Genomic DNA, 18,607 nt, shown 5'->3' with positions numbered 1-18,607 from the left:
GCCCTGGAGGGCATCGCCCGCAACCCCGCCGCCAGCGGTAAGCTGGTGACCCCGATGATCATCGGCCTCGCCATGATCGAGTCGCTGGTGATCTACGCCCTGGTCATCGCCCTGATGATCGTGCTGAAGCTGTAGGAGGCCGTTTTCTCCTATCGGCTTCTTCATCTCGGTTCGGTTCGAGGGCAGGGAGAGTTTTCCCTGCCCTTTTTGTTTGCCCCGAGGGCGGCCTCGACGGCCCCCAGGAGGTCGGAGAGTCGGTAGGGCTTGGGCGCCGTGGCGCAAAACCCGTACGCCTCGGGCCGGGCGAGGACCGGGTCGTTGGCGTACCCGCTTGAGGCGATGGCCCGCACCTCGGGGTCGAGGTCCCGCAGGGACCGAAGCGTCTCGAGGCCGCCCTTCCCCCCGGGCACGGTGAGGTCCAGGATCACCACGTCGAAGGGCCGGCCCCGGTCGAAGGCCTCGCGGTACAGCGCGACGGCCTCGTCCCCGTCCCGGGCGGTTTCCACCTCGAACCCCTCCATGTCGAGGAGGTCGGCCGCGGCGTCGAGGATCATCTCCTCGTCGTCCATGAGGAGAACCCTCACCGGGCGGTCTGCCTGCGGTGTCTCGGGTTCCGCCGTCTCCGGCGTCTCGGCTTCCCGAACCGATGCCCCCGCGGCCGGCAGCCACACCCGCACCTCGGTGCCCCGGCCGGGTTGGGAGTCGAGTTCGATCCGGCCCCCGTGCCGGGTCACCACCGAATAGGCGGTTGTGAGCCCCAACCCGGTGCCGTCCGGCTTGGTCGTGAAATAGGGGTCGAACACCCGGGGAAGCACCTCGGGGGGGATGCCCTTGCCCGTGTCCGCCACGGTCACGAGGACCCCGGGTTGCCCGGAGGCGTCCGGGGCCGGGGCGGGTTCCAGGGCGATCCGGATCGCGCCCCTGTTCCCCATGGCCTGGGCGGCGTTGAGCACGAGGTTTTGCACCACGTGGGCCAACTGGTGGGGATCGGCCTCCACGGCGGGCAGGTCGGGCGGGGCGGAGAACTCATAGGCCACGGAGGAACCCGCCAGGGCGAACCGGGCCGTCTCGTCCACCAGGGAGGCGAGATCGATCGTCTGCTTCCGGGGTTCCCCGCCCTTCGCGAAGGTGAGGAGTTGGTGGGTCAGGCCCTGGGCCCTCACGGCGGCCTCCTGGGCCGTGGCGAGCCGCTCCCGGGCGGGGTGGTCCGTGGGCAGGGAGCGGGCCGCGAGTTCCAGTTGCCCGAGAATCCCGGCCAGGACGTTATTGAAGTCGTGGGCGATCCCGCCGGCCAGCACCCCAAGCGATTCTAATGTCTCCCGTCGCCGCCGCTCCTCCTCGGCCCGGCGCAGCGCCGTCACGTCCCGGAAGATCCCCCGGGTGGCCACCGGCCGGCCGTTTTCCCACACCCAGTTCACCGCCCCTTCCGCCTCGATCCGGCGGCCGTCCTTGGTCCGGAACGCCACCTCGATGCGCCGGTTCTCGCCCGCGGGTGTGGGATGGGCCAGCAGGCTGCGGCAGTGTTCGATGTAGCCGGGATCGAGCGCGTCGAAGATGCGCATGTGTTGGAGGTCGGCGTCGGCGTAACTGAGGGTTTTCTTCCACGTCCGGTTCACGTAGAGAATCCGCCCTTCGGGGCTCACGCTCAGGATGAGGTCGCTTGCGTTGTCGAGAAAGTCCTGGAGCCGCTCCTCCCGTTCCGCGATCTCCCGGTGGGCCCTCACCCGCTCGGTGATGTCCAGGTAGATCAGGACCACGTGGTCGGCCTGCCCGGTTTCGTCGAACACAGGGCTCGCGAACACTTCGTAGGCCCGGCCCTCCCGCTGCCATCGGGGGTGGCGGACCGGCCGTCCCGTCTTGAGGGCCCGGAGGGCCGAGCAGCCCAGGGCGGGGGGACGGGCACGCCCGCAGAGGGCTTGGTAACAGGGGATGTCCTGGCGGCCGGTCGGGTTGATGCAAAACAGACGTTTGGCCGCGGGGTTCGAGGTGCGGATCCGCAGGTCCTGGTCCACCATCACGATGGCCACCGAGGCATACTCGAAGATGGCGGCGAGTTCCGCGTAGGCGAGGTGCAGCCGGGCGTTTGTGTGCTTGAGGTGCTCCATCACCTGGGCGAACGCGCCCGCCACCGTGCCGATGGGGTCCAGCTCGAGGAGGTGCTCCTCGTCGAGTTCCTCGGGGCGCAGGGGGGCCGTGCCGATCACGCCCAGGAGTTCGTTCGTCTTCTCCCGCACGTAGGCGAGCAGGCGCTCGTGACGTCGGGCGGGGTCTTGGGAGTCCCGGGGCTCGGCCATGGTCTACTCCCGTTTGGCCTGGATCGTGATGCGAAACGAAGCCCCATCGGGCTCCACGGCAACGTCATAACCCATGGCCCGGGCCGAACCGGGCACCGTGGCGGTGGCATCCCGGTAGTCGGTGTGCACCACGAGCCGGACCTCGCCCGCCCGGAGGCGTTCTTTGAGGCGGTTCATCTCCCGCAGGGTGACGAGGAGGGTCGAGGGACAGATCTGTCCCCGGACGTCGATCACGTGATCGCGGGGCGGTTGGTGGTTCATGGGGAGGCCTCCTGGGCTCTCGCGGCGGCGGGGTTTGACAGCACCACCCACGAGACGAGGATCCGGGTTCCGAGCCAGGTTCCGGGGAGGAGCCCGGCCACGAACACGAGGCTTTGCAGGGCGAGGATCGGCACCCCGCCCCAGAGGTGCCACACGTTGCACCCGGCGCCCATGCGGGCCCCGATCCCCATGAGGCCGCCCCCGACGATCGCCGAGACGTACTGGCGGGCCGGGGCCCTCAGCCGGAGCCGCCACTCCCCGGCAAGCCGCGCCGAAAGGCCCGCGCCGGCCAGGATGCCGGCGATGATCGGCCCCTGGAGGAGGGCCACGCCGTCCCAGCGGGGCCCGGGGCCTCCGACGAGGGGAAGGTCGGCCCAGGCTAGCCGGAACGACAGCGGCGCCGCCCGGAAAAACTCGTTGGCGGCCACGTGCGCCGGCGCGAGCCATGACTCGGCGGCGGCCGCCAGTTTCGTGTAGGCGGTGGTCACCCCGATCGGCACCCCCGACACCGCGCACACGGCCGCGCTGATCCCGCTCAAACTCAAGGCCGCGGCCAGGGGGGAAACCCCCCCGGGCACGGAAAACGGCCGGGAAAGTTCCCCTCGGCGCCACCACCGCCACGCCCACCCCAGGAGGGCGGCTGTGAGCGGCAGGACGAGGGCCCACGGGGGAAGGCCGAGCGCCTGGGGCAGGGTCACGGCGTCGCCCCCCACCCTGGTGGGCGCGGCGACCCGGGTCCAGAACGGGTGAAATTCGGCGTAGAGCCCGCTTCCCCCGAGGATCCCGAGGAAGGCGGCCAGGTGGAGCCCCCTGCCCTGGGCCACCTTGTAAAGCGTGCCCACCACACACCCGCCGGCGAGCACCATGCCGACGCCGAAGAGGACCCCCCCGGCCGCACCGGCCAGGTGGGCCGGGCCCAACAGGGGAAAGGGGTAGGCGGAAAGGAGCCCCGCCGCCCGAAGGGCCTCGAACAGAAGGGCCGTCACGGCGATGCCCACGACCAGCGTGCGGGTCAGCACGCGGTCCCCGAACAGGAACGGGTCGCGCAGGGCGGCCACCAGGCAGTAATCGGCCCGGTGGAACAGCGCCCCGGCTGCGACGCCTAGCACGAAAAGGCTTCCTGCGAGAGTGACCGGCGTCATACGCCCCTTCCAAGGATCTTCGGCTAGGCGGCTGGCTGCTTGGCAGCTAGGCGGCTAAGAACATTCGGGATCCCGACATCATCGCGCCGGCCAACCCGTGGGAGCGGCTGCCGTATCAGGGGCCGGAATTCAGAAGACAGAAGTCAGAGCACCCCCTGTCCTCTGTCGTCTGTCCACTGACTCCTGACACGGTCGCCGGTCTGCGGCCTCCGGTCCTCTGTTCCAGGAGGTCTACCGGAGTTTCCACCTTTGCGCAGACCCGATTGCCCGTAAGGTACCGCTACTTGTGCTGCATGTGAAGGTCGGCACGTTCGGTGGCGTCCTTGAGGCGGAATCCCGGTTTTGGTGCTCAAGGCGAGCATTCGAGAAAAAAGAGGGCGACCCATGGTGGGTCGCCCACGGCGAAAGGGCTCCGGCGCCGCGGTTCGGAAGGAGGGCGCCTCAGCCGAGGTCCCGTGAACCCTTTCTCAAAACTCCACGGCGAGTTGGGCCGTGAGGGTGTCGGCGGAGTCGGTTTCGGGTTCGAAGTCCTCGTCGAAGGCGGCGTGGAGGTACTCGAGGGCGAGGCTCACCTGCTCCCAGGGGCTCCAGGACACGACTGCGCCGGTCTGGAGCCGGGGGAAGCCGGCGAGATCCCGGCTCCCGGCGAGGCGGGCGGCGACCTCCACGGTCGGCCGGACGTCCCAGGCGGCTTCCAGGTTCCAGGTGAGGGGGCGGTCGCCGGACCCGTCGGCGTCTTCGTCGAGGTCGGCCCGGTCAAAGGCCCCGAGGGAGCCCAGGAGTTCCCCGGAGAGCTCGAACGGCCCCGCCGCGATGACGGCGTAGGCGCTCCAGCCGGCCACCCGGTCCCTGTACTCCGGGAGGAGATCCGCGTCGGTGTCGGCGAGGTCCGACAGGAGGCTTGCCCCGAGTTCCACGCCGTCCAGGGGCCGAAGGACCGCGCTCACGCCCCAGTCCTTCACGTGATCCTCCTCGGCCTGGCCGGCGGCGTTCACCTTCTCGGCGTCGCCGTTCATGGCGAAGAGCGACAGCGTGAACCGGTCGTGGTCGTACCCGATGAGAACGGCGGTTTCCCGGGTTTCCCCGAGCTCCAGTGTGAGGGGGTCGGAAACGAAGTGGCTCGGGAACGCTCCGAAGGGCACGTACTGCCTGCCGAACCGGCCGAACCAGGCGCCCCGGCGGTAGTCCAGGGTGGCCTCGTCCACCTCGACCCCTTCGGTCTCGTCCTCTTCGTACAAGAGAACCAAGGTGGCGCTCAGGTTCTCGTGGATCGCGGCCTCGAAACCCAGTTGGGCCGTGGCCAGCACGAGGTCGCTCGCCGCCTCGTCATCCCCGGAACGGGCGTCCCGGCGTTCGTAAGAGGCTTCGACCTCGAGGAGCCCTGAAAGGGAAAGGCGGTCGCCGATCCGTGTGCCGACCCCGGCGGCCTTCTTTTCTTCGAGCGTGTGATAGAGTTCGGCGTTTCGCTTTTCCAACGCCTCCACCCGCTCTTCCAGCGTGGCAGCCGGCGACAGGGCGGGGGGCAGGGCCAGGATGGCGCACAGGCAAAGGGCACGGCAGCGCATGATGTCTCCTCCTTCTGGAATTTCCAAGGTTTCCGGCCGCACGGGTGCCCACCCGCCGAAGGGGGCGGAGGGGGAACCGAGGGCCGAAAGCGGGGGAAAGGAACGGGGGCCGGGCGGAGGGCCCGGCCCCGGGTCAGTCCGAAGGCCGGATCAGGTCGGGGAGTTCGCCGCGGTCCGGCCCTTTCTTCGCAGGGCGAACCCGAGACCCAGGGCCGCGGCCAGGGTGAGGAGGCCGCCCACGATCCCCGAGACGCTCGTGCCGGGGTCCACGGCGGGCCAGGCCTCGGATCCGGAGGCCTCCCCGCCCGCCTCGGGTTCCTCGGCGGGGCCGGGCAGGCTGTAGTCGGGCAGGAACGAGAGCTTCTCCTGGAGGCGGGCGAGCGCACCGTGGACGCCGTCGGCCGGGGCCGGGAGTTCCTCGGACCCGGTCACCTTGGCCAGCGACCACTCCAGGCCGTCGGGGTGGGCCGAGGCGAACCACGACAGGGCCCCGCCGACCACGAGGGCGGCCACGCCGAGGGCCACCAGGAGCCGGCGATGCCCGGCGGCCGACCGGGGAGCGTCGGGGGCGAACAGGCCGGGCTCGGCCCGGCGGGCGAAGTTCACGACCGCGGCGGTGACCAGGCCCTCCCCCACGCCGATGGCGAGATGGATCGGGAGTATGAGCGCGGCGAACTGGCCGAAGGAAAGCTCGGTGATGCCCGAGGCGATGGTCTCCACCACCACCCCCAGGACCCCGAGCTCCAGGCCCACCACGGCGCCTGCGAGGCTTGCGAGGCTCAGGCGCACCGGGGAGGGTCGGTCGCCGGCGAGCGGCCGGAAGACCAGGGGGTAGGCCACGAAGCAGGGAAACACCCCCAGGTTGAAGATGTTGGCCCCCAGGGCCAAGAGCCCGCCGTCCGCGAAGAAGAGGGCCTGGACCGCCAGCACCGAGGCGATGGTGAGAAAGGCGGCGTGGGGCCCCAGGAGGATCGTGAGGAGGAGGCCCCCTCCGATGTGACCGCTCGACCCGGTGCCCGGGATGGTGAAGTTGATCATCTGGGCCGCGAACACGAAGGCGCCCAGCACCCCCATGAGCGGCACTTTGCGGTCGTCGGCCTCCTGTTGCACCCTGCGGGCGCAGTAGACCGTGGTGGCGGCCGTGGCGGCCCACATCGCGCCGCCGACTCCGGGGGACAGAAGGGCATCGGCCATGTGCATCGGGGATCCTCCTGTGTTATGGTTTCTGCAATCGTGGCACCGAACGCTACCCGTCCCCGGGGCTCGTGTCAACAAAAAAATATTCGTGCTACCGTAGTCCTTAGAGCGTGCCACGAGGGCGGGCGGTCATGGAGGCGGAGGCATCCGATGGGAGAACTGGTTCGGTTCGGGATCTCGATGGACGAGCAACTTTTGGGTCGGTTCGACGAGCTCATCGCCCGCAAAGGGTACGCGAACCGGTCGGAGGCGATCCGCGACCTCATCCGAAACGCCCTGGTGGAGGACCAGTGGAGCCGGGGGGACGAGGAGACCGTGGGAACGGTGACCCTGGTCTACGACCACCACGTGCGCGACCTCGCGGACAAGCTCACCGAGCACCAGCACGACCACCACGACGCCATCATCTCAGCCCTGCACGTGCACCTGGACCACGACCACTGCCTCGAGGTGGTGGTGGTGCGGGGGCCGGCCGAGCGGGTGCGGCGCCTGGCCGATGAGCTGATCGGCACCAAGGGCGTGAAGCACGGGAAACTCGTGACCACCACCACGGGGCGGGGCATCGCCTGACCATGGCCCGCATCGAGGACGCGGTTCTCGACCTGGGGCGGCTCGACCGGCTGGCCTACGCCGACACCCCGGTGCACCGGCTCGACCCCCGGGCGAAGATCCTGGCCACGGTGGTCTACCTGGTGGCCGTGGTGTCCCACGGCAAATACGAGGTGTCGGCCCTCCTGCCCTTCGCCGTGTTCCCGGTGGTGCTGGCGGCCCGGGCCGGGCTGCCGGCCGGGTACCTCCTGCGGAAGCTCCTTCTGGTGGCGCCGTTCGCGGTGCTCGTGGGGGCCGCGAACCCTTGGCTCGACCGGGCCCCGCTTCTCCAGTTGGGCCCCGTTACGGTGACGGGCGGGTGGGTGAGCTACGCCTCGATCCTGGTGCGGTTCGCGCTCACCATCGGGGCCGCGCTGGTGCTCGTGGCCACCACCGGCTTCTACGGGGTGTGCCTGGGGCTCCAGCGGCTGGGCACGCCGCGGGTCATGGCCGTGCAGCTCCTTCTGCTCTACCGCTACCTCTTCGTTTTGGCCGGGGAGGCCCTGCGGCTCGTGCGGGCCCGGAACCTCCGGCGCTTCGGTAGGGGCGGGGCCGGCGTGGGGGTGTACGGAAGCCTCGTGGGCAGTCTGCTCTTGCGAACCCTGGGGCGCGCCCGGAGGATCCATACGGCCATGCTGTGCCGGGGGTTCACGGGAGAGTTTCGCACGATCCGGGACCTTCGGTTCCGGCCGACCGACTGGGCGTTCCTGGTGGGCTGGTCGGCCGTGTTCGCCCTGTTTCGGTGGGTCCATCTGCCCCGCCTGCTGGGCAGCCTCTTCACCTGACCGCGTACGCATCATCGGGACGCCATGAGCCATCACATCGTCGAAGTGTCGGATCTCCGGTTCGCCTACCCCGACGGCACCCAGGCCCTCCGGGGCGTGTCGTTTCGGATCACCCATGGGGAGTCGGTGGCCGTGGTGGGCGCGAACGGGGCCGGGAAGTCCACCCTGCTCCTGCACCTGAACGGCGTGCTCGTCCCCCAGGCGGGCGACGTGCGCATCGGGGAGGTGCCGCTCACCCGCTCCACCCTGCCCGAGGTGCGGCGCACCGTCGGCATGGTGTTCCAGGACCCGGACGACCAGCTCTTCATGCCCACGGTGTACGAGGACGTGGCGTTCGGGCCCCTCAACCTGGGGCTCCCGCCCGATGAGGTCGACCGGCGGGTGCGGGAGGCCCTGGAACGGGTCGGGGGCTGGGAGCTCCGGGATCGCCCGCCCCACCGGCTCTCGGGGGGGGAGAAGCGGGCGGTGGCCATCGCCACGGTGCTCGCCATGGGCCCCGACATCCTCGTGATGGACGAGCCGAGCTCCAACCTCGATCCCCGGGCCCGCCGCAGGCTGATCCACCTCCTCGCCTCGTTCGAACACACGAAGATCATCGCCACCCACGATCTCGACCTCGCCCTGGAGCTCTGCGAGCGCACGATCGTGATCGCGGGGGGGCAGGTGCTCCGCGACGGTCCGACGCGCGAGGTGTTCTCGGACGACGAGGTGCTGGAGCAGGGCGGGCTCGAGCGGCCCCCGGCTCTGCGGCCGTGCCCGGCCTGCGGCGCGGTGCCCGCCCGGCCGGTTGACACGGCCCCTGTGCCGTGATACGAACGTTCGCCATGCAGACCGAGCGTTTCCTTCCCGCGATCCCTGCGTCGGCTCGAGCTACCGGCGCGGCCGCTGCGGCCGCATCGCGTGGGTCCGCCCGTGGAGCGGGGTCCGGAGGCGCCCGGTAGAGCGATCCGAGGCGGGTTCCGACACACCGAAGGCCACGGGCAGAACGCCCGTGGCCTTTTTCATGGGAGGCGAAACGGCCATGCGCAAGAACATCGTCCACGTGGGAGCCGGGGAGCTCACCTACGAGATCCGGGCCATCGTGCGGGTGGGCGAGGAGCTCCAACGCCTGGGGGTGCCGGTGCGGTGGGAGAACATCGGCGATCCCGTGGCCAAGGGCGAGCCGGTGCCCCGGTGGATGAAGGAGATCGTGGCCGACCTGGCCCTGCAGGACTGCTCCTACGCCTACTGCCCCACCAAGGGGCTCCAGGAAACCCGGGAGTTCCTGGCCGACCGGGTGAACGCCCGGGGCGGGGCCCAGGTCACCCCCGAGGACATCGTGTTCTTCAACGGGCTCGGCGACGCGATTCAGAAGGTGTACGGGTTCCTGCGGCGGGAGGCCCGGGTCATCGGCCCGTCGCCGGCCTATACCACCCACTCCTCCGGCGAGGCGGCCCACGCGGGCCAGAAGCCGGTGTGTTACCGGCTCGATCCCGACCGGGGGTGGATGCCCGACCTCCAGGACCTTCGGCTCTCGGTCAAGTACAACCCCTCGGTGGCGGGCCTGTTGCTCCTCAACCCCGACAACCCCACGGGCGCCGTGTACCCGCCCGAGGTCCTGGAGGAGATGGTCGAGATTGCCCGGGAGTTCGATCTGTTTGTCGTGGCCGACGAGATCTACGCGAACCTGGTGTTCGACGGGGTGCGCACCTGCCAGCTCGCGGACGTGATCGGCGATGTGCCGGCCATCTCCATGAAGGGCATCTCGAAGGAGCTCCCCTGGCCCGGGGCGCGGTGCGGCTGGATCGAGGTCTACAACGCAGAGAAGGACCCCGTGTTCCGGCGCTATGTCCAAAGCATCGTGGACGCGAAGATGGTGGAGGTGTGCTCCACCACCCTGCCGCAAAAGGCGATCCCGCCGATCCTCTCCCACCCGGAGTACCCCGGGCACCTGGCCGAGCGTCGGGCCCGGTACGCCCGGTACGCCGATCTGGCCTGTGAGGTCCTGAACGCCTTGCCGGGGATCCACGTGGTGCGGCCCAACGGGGCCTTCTATCTCACGGTGCGGTTCCTGCCAGGCGCGCTGACCGCCCGCCAGACCCTTCCGGTGGCCCAGGAGCCGGTGCGGCGCCTGGTGGAGCGGCTGGTGGCCGAGCCGGGTACCAGCCTGGACAAGCGGTTCGTGTACTACCTACTGGGGTCGGCGGGGGTGTGCGTAGTGCCCCTGAGCTCGTTCGCCACCGAGGAGCAGGGGTTCCGGATGACCCTGCTCGAGCCAGACGAGGGGCGGTTCCGAGAAACCCTGGAGATCCTGGCCGACGCCATCGAGCGTTACCTGGCCTCGGACCCGGCGGTCCAACCGGCGGCCCGGGCGGCGGCGGGGTAAATGGAATTATCCTTGCAAATTGGGAGACAGGCTTCCCGATTTGCAAGGATAACCAGGAGGGCGTGGGGTTCCGAGAAGCGCGAAGCCCCGTCAGACCCCACCTGCCTGGCCGGCGAGTTCCTGGGCCAGGAACGCAAGGGGAACGGCCCACACGTCTTCCGAGAGCGGGTAGGGCTCGTTGCCCGGGTACACCACGAACCGCCGTGCCGGCTGGAGGTCGGCGCAGGCCGAATAGAACCCCCGGGCGGGCTTGGGTGTGAGGTTTCGCTTGACCTCCACGGCCCAGAGGGCACCTTCGGGAAAGCGGAGGAGGAGGTCGATCTCGGCACCCCCGGCGGTCCGATAGTAGAACCCTTCGACCCCTTCCGGGGCCACCGCCAAGAGATTCTCTACCACAAACCCCTCCCAGCTCCGGCCCGCGATGGGGTGGGCCAGCAGGGCGTCCAGGTCGCGGATCCCGAGCAAGGCGTGCACCAGGCCGCTGTCCCTCACGTAAACCTTCGGGGATTTCGCCAGGCGCTTTCGGATGTTCGCGTGCCAAGGGGGAAGGCGCCGCACCAGGAGCAGGTCGGCCAGAAGGTCCACGTACGCCGAGGCCGTCTTGGACGACACCCCCAGGCTCCGGGCGAGTTCGGATGCATTGAGGGGGGAGCCCTGAAGATGGGCGAGCATCGCCCAGAAGCGCCGTAGGGTCTCCGCCGGGATTCTGCGGCCGAACTGGGGCACGTCCCGTTCGAGGTACGTGCGCACGAAGTCCAAGCGCCACCGAAAGCTTCGGGCGTCGTCCGGCGCGAGAAAACTCTCGGGAAAGCCCCCCCGGAGCCAGAGACGGCTCTCGGGGTCCGGTGCTCCCGCGTCCTTCACCTCAAGAAGATCGAAGGGCCCCAGTTCGAGGAACGATACCCGTCCGGCCAAGCTTTCCCCGGATTGCCGCAGTAGGTCCAGCGAGGCGGACCCCAAAAGGAGGTACAGCCCCTCCCGGTGCCCCTCTCTCCTTGCGCGGTCGATGAGCCCCCGCAGTACGGGAAAAAGCCCCGGCGCGCGACGAACCTCGTCGAGGATCACCAGTCGGCCGAACAGGGTGGGCAGGTAGCGCTCCGCCTCCGCGAGTTTGGCCCGGTCCTGCTCCGACTCCAGGTCCAAGTAGACGGCCTCCATCGCCTCCGCCACGGTCAGGGCGAGGGTCGTCTTTCCCGCCTGGCGTGGCCCCAGTAGCACCACCGCCGGGGTGTCCTGAAGCCTGCGGAGCACGGTGGGGAGGAGGCGCCGTTGGATCATGGACGTCACTATGGAGGGTGAGATCCAAAATTGCAAGAATAAAATAATCTACGGCTAGTTGTTATTGGATTTTTGGATATGCTAAGACCTGAAAACGCATTGCCGGAGCCGGGTGGGGCCGGTTCCCTCCGGGCGCGAGTGCGGCACCCCTTTTCGCCGCGCCTTCGCACGCCGCCGCCAGTCCGGGGCACCAGTGGCGGAAGTTCGGGATCTTCCAAAGCCATGCAAGCCTGGTGGGCCGCGACCACGTGAGGGGCCACCCCCGGTCTTCCTTCAGCCCCCCACCCGCTGGTTTCCGCAGCAATGACGGGGCTCCGACAATGTTCCCGTTGGCGTTGGTAGAATTATGCCTGCAAATTGGGAGACAAGCTTCCCGATTTGCAAGGATCATCGGCGAGGACGGTTGGGGGTTCATACCAAGTTGCGTTCAAAACTACCGTTTCCTGATTCGGCCCGGTAAGGGGCCTGGTGGAGCGCCGGGCGTGGCTCCTACAGTCGCTGCATCCGGCACTCAGCCGATGTCTCCTTCGCCACGAGCCCACCAATGGCTCGCCAACGTTCGCGTTTCCGCCCTCCATGGAGCGGCCGGGCTGAGTGCCGGATGCAGCGTAAGCCGGATGCCGCACTCACGCACGGCCGGAACCAGGCCCCTTGCCGGGCCCCCGGGATGGATGTCTGTTTGAGCGCAACTTGGTACCAATGCGGGAAGCGCAAAACGGGCCGGAGAGGGATCTTCCCCTCCGGCCCGTTTCCGTCGCCGTCGCTTCGGGGAGCGGGCTCCCGGGATCAGATCCCGAGGCCCGTTCGCTTCGCCTCAATGTGGGCCGTGATGGCCTCGGCGCATTTCGCCGGGTCGGGCTCCACCACGAACCGGGCCCCGATCACGTCCTCCAGGCCCTCGGTGGCGAGTTTCACGATGTTGGGGGAGCCCAGGATCGGGGGCACCACCCCGAGGAACGTGGTGATCCCGGCCGCCACCACGTAAAAGGCGATGGCCACCGCCTTTTCCGAATACCACTCGGGGGCGGCCCCGGCGAGCGGCAGTTGGGCCGTGTCCACCCCGAGGGCGTTCGCCAGGGCGCCGGCCAGGTGGAGGATCCGGGTGTTGTCCACGCACGAGCCCACGTGGAGCACCGGCGGGATGCCCAGGGCCTTGCACACCTCCCGCAAGCCGGGGCCGGCTAGGTCGGCCGCCTCGGGCACCTTGAACCCGGCCTTGGCGTTGGCCACGGCGGCGCACCCGGTGTCGAGCACCAGGATGTCGTTGGCGATGAGCCGGCGGGTGAGCTCCACGTGGCCCTGGTCGTGTTTGACCTTGGGGTTGTTGCAGCCCACCACCCCCACGGCGCCCCGGATCTTGCCGGCCGCGATGGCGTCCACGAGGGGCTTCGGGGTGCCGCCCAGGGCCTCGAGCACCGCCTCCACGCTGAACCCCGACATCTGGCTCACCGGCTCGGCCGGGATCGACACGGCGCCGGGTTTGCGGTTCCGGAAGTTTTCCACGGCCTCGCGCACCACCTCCCGGGCGAGGGCCTCGGCGTTCTCGGGGTTGAACTCCCGGTGCTCGGCCCCGGGGAACTTGGCCTTGGGGCTCGTGGACACGAACTTGGTGTGGTAGCACCCGGCCGTGCGGGTCAGCGCCGGCATGATGCACTGGTAGTCCACGATCATCATGTCCACGGCCCCGGTGACGAGGACGAGCTCGGTCATGAGGTGGTTTCCGGCCATGGGGATGCCCCGGCGCATCAGAAGTTCGTTCCCGGTGCAGCACAGCCCCACCAGGTTGATGCCCTGGGCCCCGAGCTCCTTCGCCCGGGCCACGAGCGCGGGGTCCTCGGCCGCCCGGGCCACCATCTCGGACACCACCGGGTTGTGGCCGTGGAGCAGGATGTTCACCTGGTCGGCCCGGATCACCCCCAGGTTGGCCCGGGAGGTGGTGGGCTTGGGCACCCCGAACAGGACGTCGGAGAGCTCGGTGCCGATCATGGAGCCCCCGAGGCCGTCGGCCAGGGCCGTGCGGAACCCGTGGAGCAGGATGTTCACGTAGTCGTTGTCCACCCCCATGTGGGTGCGGTGCATCATCTCGGTGACCTCCCGGTCGATGCCCCGGGGGAGGACGCCGAGCTTCTCCCACACGGCCACCCGCGAGGCCGGCATCCGGTTCACGAACTGGAGCCGGCCCTTCTTCATCCCGAACTCCTCGAGCATCTCCTCGGCGAGCTCCCGGGCCAGCGCGAGGGCGTCCTTGCCGTCGGTGGCGATCCCGTACTCGGCGGCCAGGGCCCGAAGTTTCCCCTCGTCGGCGATGGCGTAGCCGGGGGCGCGGCCCTCCCCCACGGCCAGGAGCGTCTCCACGAGGTCTCGGCCGTGGTCGGAGTGGCTGGCCGACCCGGCCGCGATCATCCGGCCGAGGTTGCGGGCCACCATGATGTCGGCGTCGGCGCCGCACACCCCCTGCTGGGGGCCTTCGCCGAAGGGGTCGATGCGGCACGGGCCCATGGCGCAGATGCGGCACGACAGGCCCAGATCGCAGTACCCGCACCGGGGCTTCTGGGCCTCGTGGCGGTCCCACACGGTCTCGATGCCCTCCCGGCGGGCCTTCTCGATGACGCCCGGGGCGTCCTGGGTCACGGTGAGTTCTCGGACTTCCTCGATCTTGACGGCCATCGGTTCTCCCTCCTGGCGGTGGGAACGGGGGTTCGAGCAAACAGAGAGGGGCGGGCCTCAGGCCCCCGGCCCCCCGGCCTCGGCGGCCTCGCCCAGGGTGCGCCACAGTTCCACGGCGGGGGGCCGCCGCGGCGGGGCTTCGGCCGCAGCCCGGAGCCCCAGGCTCACCTCCCGGGCGAGCCGGCGGGACTCGGCGCGCAGGATCTCGTTGGGGTCACCGAACTCCAGGGCTCCCACGAGGCAGGTCTCCACGCAGGCCGGGACGAGGCCCTGCTTCTGGCGCTCCACGCAGTTGTCGCATTTGACGGCCACGGTGCGGCCGGGCACGCGGTGGTCCTCCCGGTACCGGACGACCCCGAACGGGCAGGCCATGGCGCACATGCCGCAGTTGATGCACCGGGAGGGGTCCACCACCACGGCCCCGGTGGGCCCGTCGCGCCGCAGCGCCGCCGGCATGCAGGCCTGCACGCAGGGGGCCGGATCGCAGTGGCGGCACTTGTTGGGGAAGGCCAGGGTGCCGGGGCCGGGGCCCACGTGGATGCGGGGCGCGGGCCTCGGCGTCTCGAACACGGCGCCGTAGAGGGTTTGGGTTCGGGAGTGGGCCACGGCGCAGGCCGTCTGGCACTGCATGCAGCCCACGCACCGGTCGGGATGGACCACGACGGTCTTCATGCTCGCTACCTCCCGTGGATGGATGGAAACGGCGGAGGGGCAAGGGGGAACGCGAACCCGCCCCACCCGATGCGGTCGCGAAGGGGATCGAGGGGGAGCTCCGCCAGGGAGGCGCCCCGCCGGATGGCCGCGATCACGATGCCGGCCCGGCTCGGCGGGGCCGACCCGTCGGGGCCCCAGGCCACGAACCCCACGAGGCGCCCGTCCCGGAGCACCACCCGGCGGTACCCACCCTTCGGGTCCTCGGCCTCCCGCACCTCGAAGGGTCCGTCGGGCGGCCGGGTGATGCCGGCGCTCACCAGGTGCCAGGGGCCGATCTTCACCGAGTTTCGGGCGAGGCTTCCGGGGTAGGCCTCGTCGCACCCGGCCATGTTCCGGCCGGCCAACGTGCCCTGCTCCACGGCGGCCGGCCAGACGGCGTTGAGCCGGGGTTCGCCCCAGGCCACGTCGTACGCCCGGATCGCGTCGCCGGCGGCCCACACGTTCGGAAGGGGGGTGCGAAGCCCCTCGTCCACCGGGATGCCTTGCCGGGCATCCACGCCAGCGGCCCCCAGGAGTTCCCCCCGGGGCTCCACCCCCTTTCCCCGGATCACGAGGTCGCAGGGCAGCACCTCACCGCCCTCGAACCCCACCGCGGTGGCCCGGCCGTCCTCCCGCACGATCTCGGCCGGCCGGAGCCCGGTGCGGACCCGGATCCCCTCGGCCTCGAGGGCCTCGGCCACCCGCCGCCCGGCCTCCGGGTTCACCACCTGGGACAGGGGGGCCCCGGAGCCGATGCACAACGTCACCTCCAGGCCCCGGCGGGCGAGCGCGTGGGCCGCCTTCACCCCCACGAGCCCTCCCCCGAGCACCGCAGCCCGCCGGGCACCCCCGGCGACTTCACGGTCGATCGCCTCGGCGTCGGCCCGGGTGCGGAACCCGAAGACGTTCGGGGCGTCCTCCCCGGGAATCCCCAGCGGCTTCGAGGCCGCGCCGGTGGCGAGGAGGAGCCGGTCATAGGCTAGGCCTTCTCCGGAAGCGAGGCGCACGGTCCGCTCCACCGGGTCGAGGCCGACGGCCCGTTCTCCGGTCCGGATGCGGATCCGCCCGTCGGAGGGAAGGGGCAGGGGGTAGAGGGTTTCCGGCGCCTCGCCGGCCAGCACGTAGGAGATGAGGGGCCGGCAGTAAGGGGGGTGGGGTTCCTCGGTGAGGAGGGTGATCTCGGCCGCGGGGTCCACCGAGCAGATCGCCTCGGCCGCCGCGAGCCCCGCGGCGCTCGCTCCCACGATGACATAGCGCATGGTTTGTCCCCCGATCGCCGTGGTACGCTGGAAACGGCGGAAACCTAGCAGGCGAAACGCCGTTCGACAAGGGTTCGAGGCGGCGCCACGGGGTATATATTAATACCTCCAAGAGTATTGCCGGGGGCGGGTGGGGGACTGGTTCCGGCCGGGCGCGACAAGGGCCTGGGCGCCGGTTCTCGCCGCCGAGGGCCCAGGAAAGCGACGGCGCAGAGACGAAGGGGCTTTCTCCCATTCTCGCCTTCCAGTTAACCTCGGTCACCGGTCACCGGTCACCGGTCACCGGTCACCGGTCACCGGTCACCGGTCGCCGGTCTCCAGTCCTTTGGCCCAGGCCGCGGCGATTCACCTGTGGCTGAAAGCGAAAAGTTATGGTTCTTGCGAGCTGGCCGCCCTGCGGCCTACGAGAGCTTCCATGAAGGAGCGCATGACCATCGAAGCGGTTTCGTTCGACGCGGGAAACACGCTCATCCGGCCCCGCACGTCGGTGGGGGAGGTCTACGCCGAGGCGGCCCGGCGCCACGGGGTCGAGGCCGACGGTTCCGCCCTCGACCGTCGGTTTCGCCAGGTGTTCGAGAAGCGGCGGGCCGAGTTCCTGCCTGCAGTCTCGCGGCCCCACACCCCGGAGCGGGAACGGGCCTTCTGGAGGGGGCTCGTGGCCGAGGTGTTCGGGGCCGAGGGGCTCTGGCCCGCGGTCCAGGACCGGTTCGATGAGATCTTCGACCACCTGTACGACGCCTTCGCCCGCCCGGAGCCCTGGGAGGTGTTCCCCGACGTGCTGCCGTGCCTCGCCCTGCTGGGCGAGCTCGGGATTCCCGCGGTGGTGGTCTCCAACTGGGACAGCCGGCTACGGGAGATCCTGGCCGGGCTGGGCCTCCTGGACCGGTTTCGGTTCGTGGTCGTATCGGCAGAGGTGGGGGCGGAGAAGCCGGATCCGGAGATTTTCCACGGGGCGGCGAGGCGCCTGGGCCTGCCCCCCGAGAGGATTCTCCACGTGGGCGACCTCGTCCGGGAGGACCTCCTGGGTGCGCAGCGGGCCGGTCTGCGGGCAGCCCTGGTGGACCGGGAGGGCACGGCGCCGGGGCACCGCCCGGTGGTGCGGGATCTCCGGGAGATTGGGGGGTGGCTCAACGGAGGGCAACCGTGAGGCGGCGGCCTTCCGGTTGGGTCCCACCCGGCCCGGTACCCCCGGGGGACCGGGGGGACCCGGAGCTCCGGCCCGCGCCGGGGGAGACCCTGGACTGCCTCTCGGGGCACTGGAAGATCTTCCAGTTGCGCCGGGGACACCGGTATTCCACCGACGACCTGCTGACGGCCTGGTACGCCGTGGCCTGTTGCCGGCGGGTCGGGCTCGTCCCACGGCGCCTCCTGGACCTGGGGTGCGGCATCGGCTCCGTGGGGCTCATGGTGCTGTGGCGGTTCCCAGAGGCGTGCCTCGTGGGCGTGGAGGCCCAGGCCGTGAGCGCTGGGCTTGCGAGGCGCACCGCCCGGTATAACGGGGTGGCCGACCGCGTGGAGATCCGGCACCGGGATTTCCGGGGCCCGGACGCGTTCGGGGCCGGCGAGCGGTTCGACCTGGTCACCGGGAGCCCGCCGTACCTAGAGCCCGGGGAGGGGACCCGGAGCTCCCTGCCCCAGCGGGGGCCGTGCCGGTTCGAGGACCGGGGCGGTATCGAGGGCTACGCCCGAGTGGCGGCGGAGAGGCTTGGGGAGGGCGGGCTGTTCGTGTGGGTTCACGCCACCCGGTACCGGGACGGGAACCTCCAAGCGGCTGAAGCTGCCGGCCTGGGCCGGATCACGCTCCGCCCCGTGGTGTTCCGGCAGGGCCGGGAAAGTCTGATCAGCTTGTTCTGTGCGTCACGATCCGACAGGCTGGTGGTGGAGGAGGAGCGGCCCCTCACCGTCAGGGCGGCCGACGGCACCTGGACCGAGGAGTACCGGGCGGTCCGCCGGGAGATGGGGTTCCCGGCGTATTCCCCAGGGCCACGCTAGGGCCCGCAGGAGCCTGTGCCAAGGGATCGCGGAGACCGCAAGACGGGTGACCGGCGATGGAAGTTTCTCGGAACAGGTGGGGACGGCGACCGTGCCAGGAGTCAGCGGACAGACGACGGAGGACAGGGATTCTCTGACCCCTGACCTCTGAATTCTGGCCCCTGACACGGTTGCCGCTCCTACAGACTGGGACAGCCGTTGACGCTGGAACCACGAAGGACTTTAGCCTCCCAGTCGGAGTTCTCTGCAAGCCCTGTCCTCGGTCTTCCGACCCCCCGAAAAAACAAAAGCCGCCAACGGCGGCAACGGATGCTTCCCCCAGGATGCCCTTCTCCGGGAAGGGTCAGGCCGCCTTCCGTCGCGAGATCGACTTGATCTCCCTCCAAAGCCTGCGCTTCGTGTCGGGGTCGAACCCCTGGCGGTCGGCCCAGGCGTCGAAGGCCAGGCGCTTCTCGACGGGGTAGAGGCGGTAGTCGCGGAGAAATTTCTCCGCCAGGTAGGTGGTGTACTCCCGGGTCATG

Annotated in this window: 17 protein-coding genes; 7 read left to right on the top strand and 10 right to left on the bottom strand. The window is 70.1% G+C overall.

Annotated features, from left to right (window positions below; genetic code table 11):
* Window positions 1-135 (top strand): ATP synthase F0 subunit C (locus ACY0I8_RS01790; protein WP_461393316.1); only part of this gene is annotated, 135 nt, incomplete at its 5' end.
* A 26-nt stretch (window positions 136-161) separates the two neighbouring features.
* On the opposite strand, the gene ACY0I8_RS01785 is transcribed toward ACY0I8_RS01790, so the two are convergent.
* The 5 genes from ACY0I8_RS01785 to ACY0I8_RS01765 form a co-directional block, all read right to left on the bottom strand.
* Window positions 162-2,294, bottom strand: coding sequence for a PAS domain-containing sensor histidine kinase (locus ACY0I8_RS01785; protein WP_459940182.1), 2,133 nt, complete (start codon window positions 2,292-2,294; stop codon window positions 162-164).
* 3 nt (window positions 2,295-2,297) lie between these two features.
* Window positions 2,298-2,555, bottom strand: a complete 258-nt coding sequence (locus tag ACY0I8_RS01780; protein WP_459940183.1) for a sulfurtransferase TusA family protein — start codon at window positions 2,553-2,555, stop codon at window positions 2,298-2,300.
* Window positions 2,552-3,664 carry a YeeE/YedE family protein gene (locus tag ACY0I8_RS01775; RefSeq protein ID WP_459940184.1) on the bottom strand — a complete coding sequence of 371 codons (1,113 nt, stop codon included), beginning with the start codon at window positions 3,662-3,664 and terminating at the stop codon, window positions 2,552-2,554. The genes ACY0I8_RS01780 and ACY0I8_RS01775 overlap by 4 nt, the downstream gene beginning before the upstream one ends.
* A 500-nt stretch (window positions 3,665-4,164) precedes the next feature.
* Window positions 4,165-5,262: an LbtU family siderophore porin gene (locus ACY0I8_RS01770; RefSeq protein ID WP_459940185.1), complete on the bottom strand. Its 1,098-nt coding sequence runs from the start codon at window positions 5,260-5,262 to the stop codon at window positions 4,165-4,167.
* Between the two features lie 150 nt (window positions 5,263-5,412).
* Window positions 5,413-6,462, bottom strand: coding sequence for an energy-coupling factor ABC transporter permease (locus ACY0I8_RS01765; RefSeq protein ID WP_461393315.1), 1,050 nt, complete (start codon window positions 6,460-6,462; stop codon window positions 5,413-5,415).
* Window positions 6,463-6,609: 147 nt separating this feature from the next.
* On the opposite strand from ACY0I8_RS01765, the gene nikR reads away from it, so the two are divergent.
* The 4 genes from nikR to ACY0I8_RS01745 all read left to right on the top strand — a co-directional run bounded on the left by nikR (window position 6,610) and on the right by ACY0I8_RS01745 (window position 10,197).
* Complete coding sequence (nikR, locus tag ACY0I8_RS01760) at window positions 6,610-7,029, top strand: nickel-responsive transcriptional regulator NikR (RefSeq protein WP_459940187.1); 420 nt, start codon at window positions 6,610-6,612, stop codon at window positions 7,027-7,029.
* A gap of 2 nt (window positions 7,030-7,031) precedes the next feature.
* Window positions 7,032-7,832, top strand: coding sequence for an energy-coupling factor transporter transmembrane component T family protein (cbiQ, locus tag ACY0I8_RS01755; protein ID WP_459940188.1), 801 nt, complete (start codon window positions 7,032-7,034; stop codon window positions 7,830-7,832).
* Window positions 7,833-7,856: 24 nt separating this feature from the next.
* On the top strand, window positions 7,857-8,642 hold the full coding sequence (locus tag ACY0I8_RS01750) for an energy-coupling factor ABC transporter ATP-binding protein (RefSeq protein ID WP_459940189.1): 786 nt from the start codon (window positions 7,857-7,859) through the stop codon (window positions 8,640-8,642).
* A 211-nt stretch (window positions 8,643-8,853) separates the two neighbouring features.
* Entirely contained in the window at window positions 8,854-10,197 is a 1,344-nt protein-coding gene (locus ACY0I8_RS01745; protein WP_459940190.1) for a pyridoxal phosphate-dependent aminotransferase, read from the top strand.
* Between the two features lie 90 nt (window positions 10,198-10,287).
* On the opposite strand, the gene ACY0I8_RS01740 is transcribed toward ACY0I8_RS01745, so the two are convergent.
* From ACY0I8_RS01740 to ACY0I8_RS01725, 4 genes are all read right to left on the bottom strand, one after another.
* Window positions 10,288-11,475 carry an ATP-binding protein gene (locus ACY0I8_RS01740; RefSeq protein WP_461393314.1) on the bottom strand — a complete coding sequence of 396 codons (1,188 nt, stop codon included), beginning with the start codon at window positions 11,473-11,475 and terminating at the stop codon, window positions 10,288-10,290.
* A gap of 786 nt (window positions 11,476-12,261) precedes the next feature.
* Complete coding sequence (gene cooS, locus ACY0I8_RS01735) at window positions 12,262-14,142, bottom strand: anaerobic carbon-monoxide dehydrogenase catalytic subunit (protein ID WP_461393313.1); 1,881 nt, start codon at window positions 14,140-14,142, stop codon at window positions 12,262-12,264.
* Window positions 14,143-14,199: 57 nt separating this feature from the next.
* On the bottom strand, window positions 14,200-14,814 hold the full coding sequence (locus ACY0I8_RS01730) for a 4Fe-4S dicluster domain-containing protein (RefSeq protein ID WP_461393312.1): 615 nt from the start codon (window positions 14,812-14,814) through the stop codon (window positions 14,200-14,202).
* Between the two features lie 5 nt (window positions 14,815-14,819).
* The gene (locus ACY0I8_RS01725; protein WP_461393311.1) at window positions 14,820-16,094 is read right to left on the bottom strand and encodes an NAD(P)/FAD-dependent oxidoreductase; all 1,275 of its coding nucleotides are present in this window, start codon (window positions 16,092-16,094) and stop codon (window positions 14,820-14,822) included.
* Between the two features lie 427 nt (window positions 16,095-16,521).
* Here ACY0I8_RS01725 and ACY0I8_RS01720 point away from each other — a divergent pair, with 427 nt between their 5' ends.
* Both ACY0I8_RS01720 and ACY0I8_RS01715 read left to right on the top strand, forming a co-directional pair.
* Window positions 16,522-17,241, top strand: coding sequence for an HAD-IA family hydrolase (locus ACY0I8_RS01720; RefSeq protein WP_461393310.1), 720 nt, complete (start codon window positions 16,522-16,524; stop codon window positions 17,239-17,241).
* On the top strand, window positions 17,238-18,086 hold the full coding sequence (locus tag ACY0I8_RS01715; protein ID WP_461393309.1) for a tRNA1(Val) (adenine(37)-N6)-methyltransferase: 849 nt from the start codon (window positions 17,238-17,240) through the stop codon (window positions 18,084-18,086). The genes ACY0I8_RS01720 and ACY0I8_RS01715 overlap by 4 nt, the downstream gene beginning before the upstream one ends.
* A gap of 343 nt (window positions 18,087-18,429) precedes the next feature.
* On the opposite strand, the gene ACY0I8_RS01710 is transcribed toward ACY0I8_RS01715, so the two are convergent.
* Entirely contained in the window at window positions 18,430-18,606 is a 177-nt protein-coding gene (locus ACY0I8_RS01710; protein ID WP_459940197.1) for a hypothetical protein, read from the bottom strand.
* Window position 18,607: the final 1 nt, after the last annotated feature.

This window comes from Deferrisoma sp. (assembly GCF_054681715.1).
The sequence above is the reverse complement of the archived record's forward strand: the minus strand, read 5'-3'. Positions and strand labels throughout refer to the sequence as shown.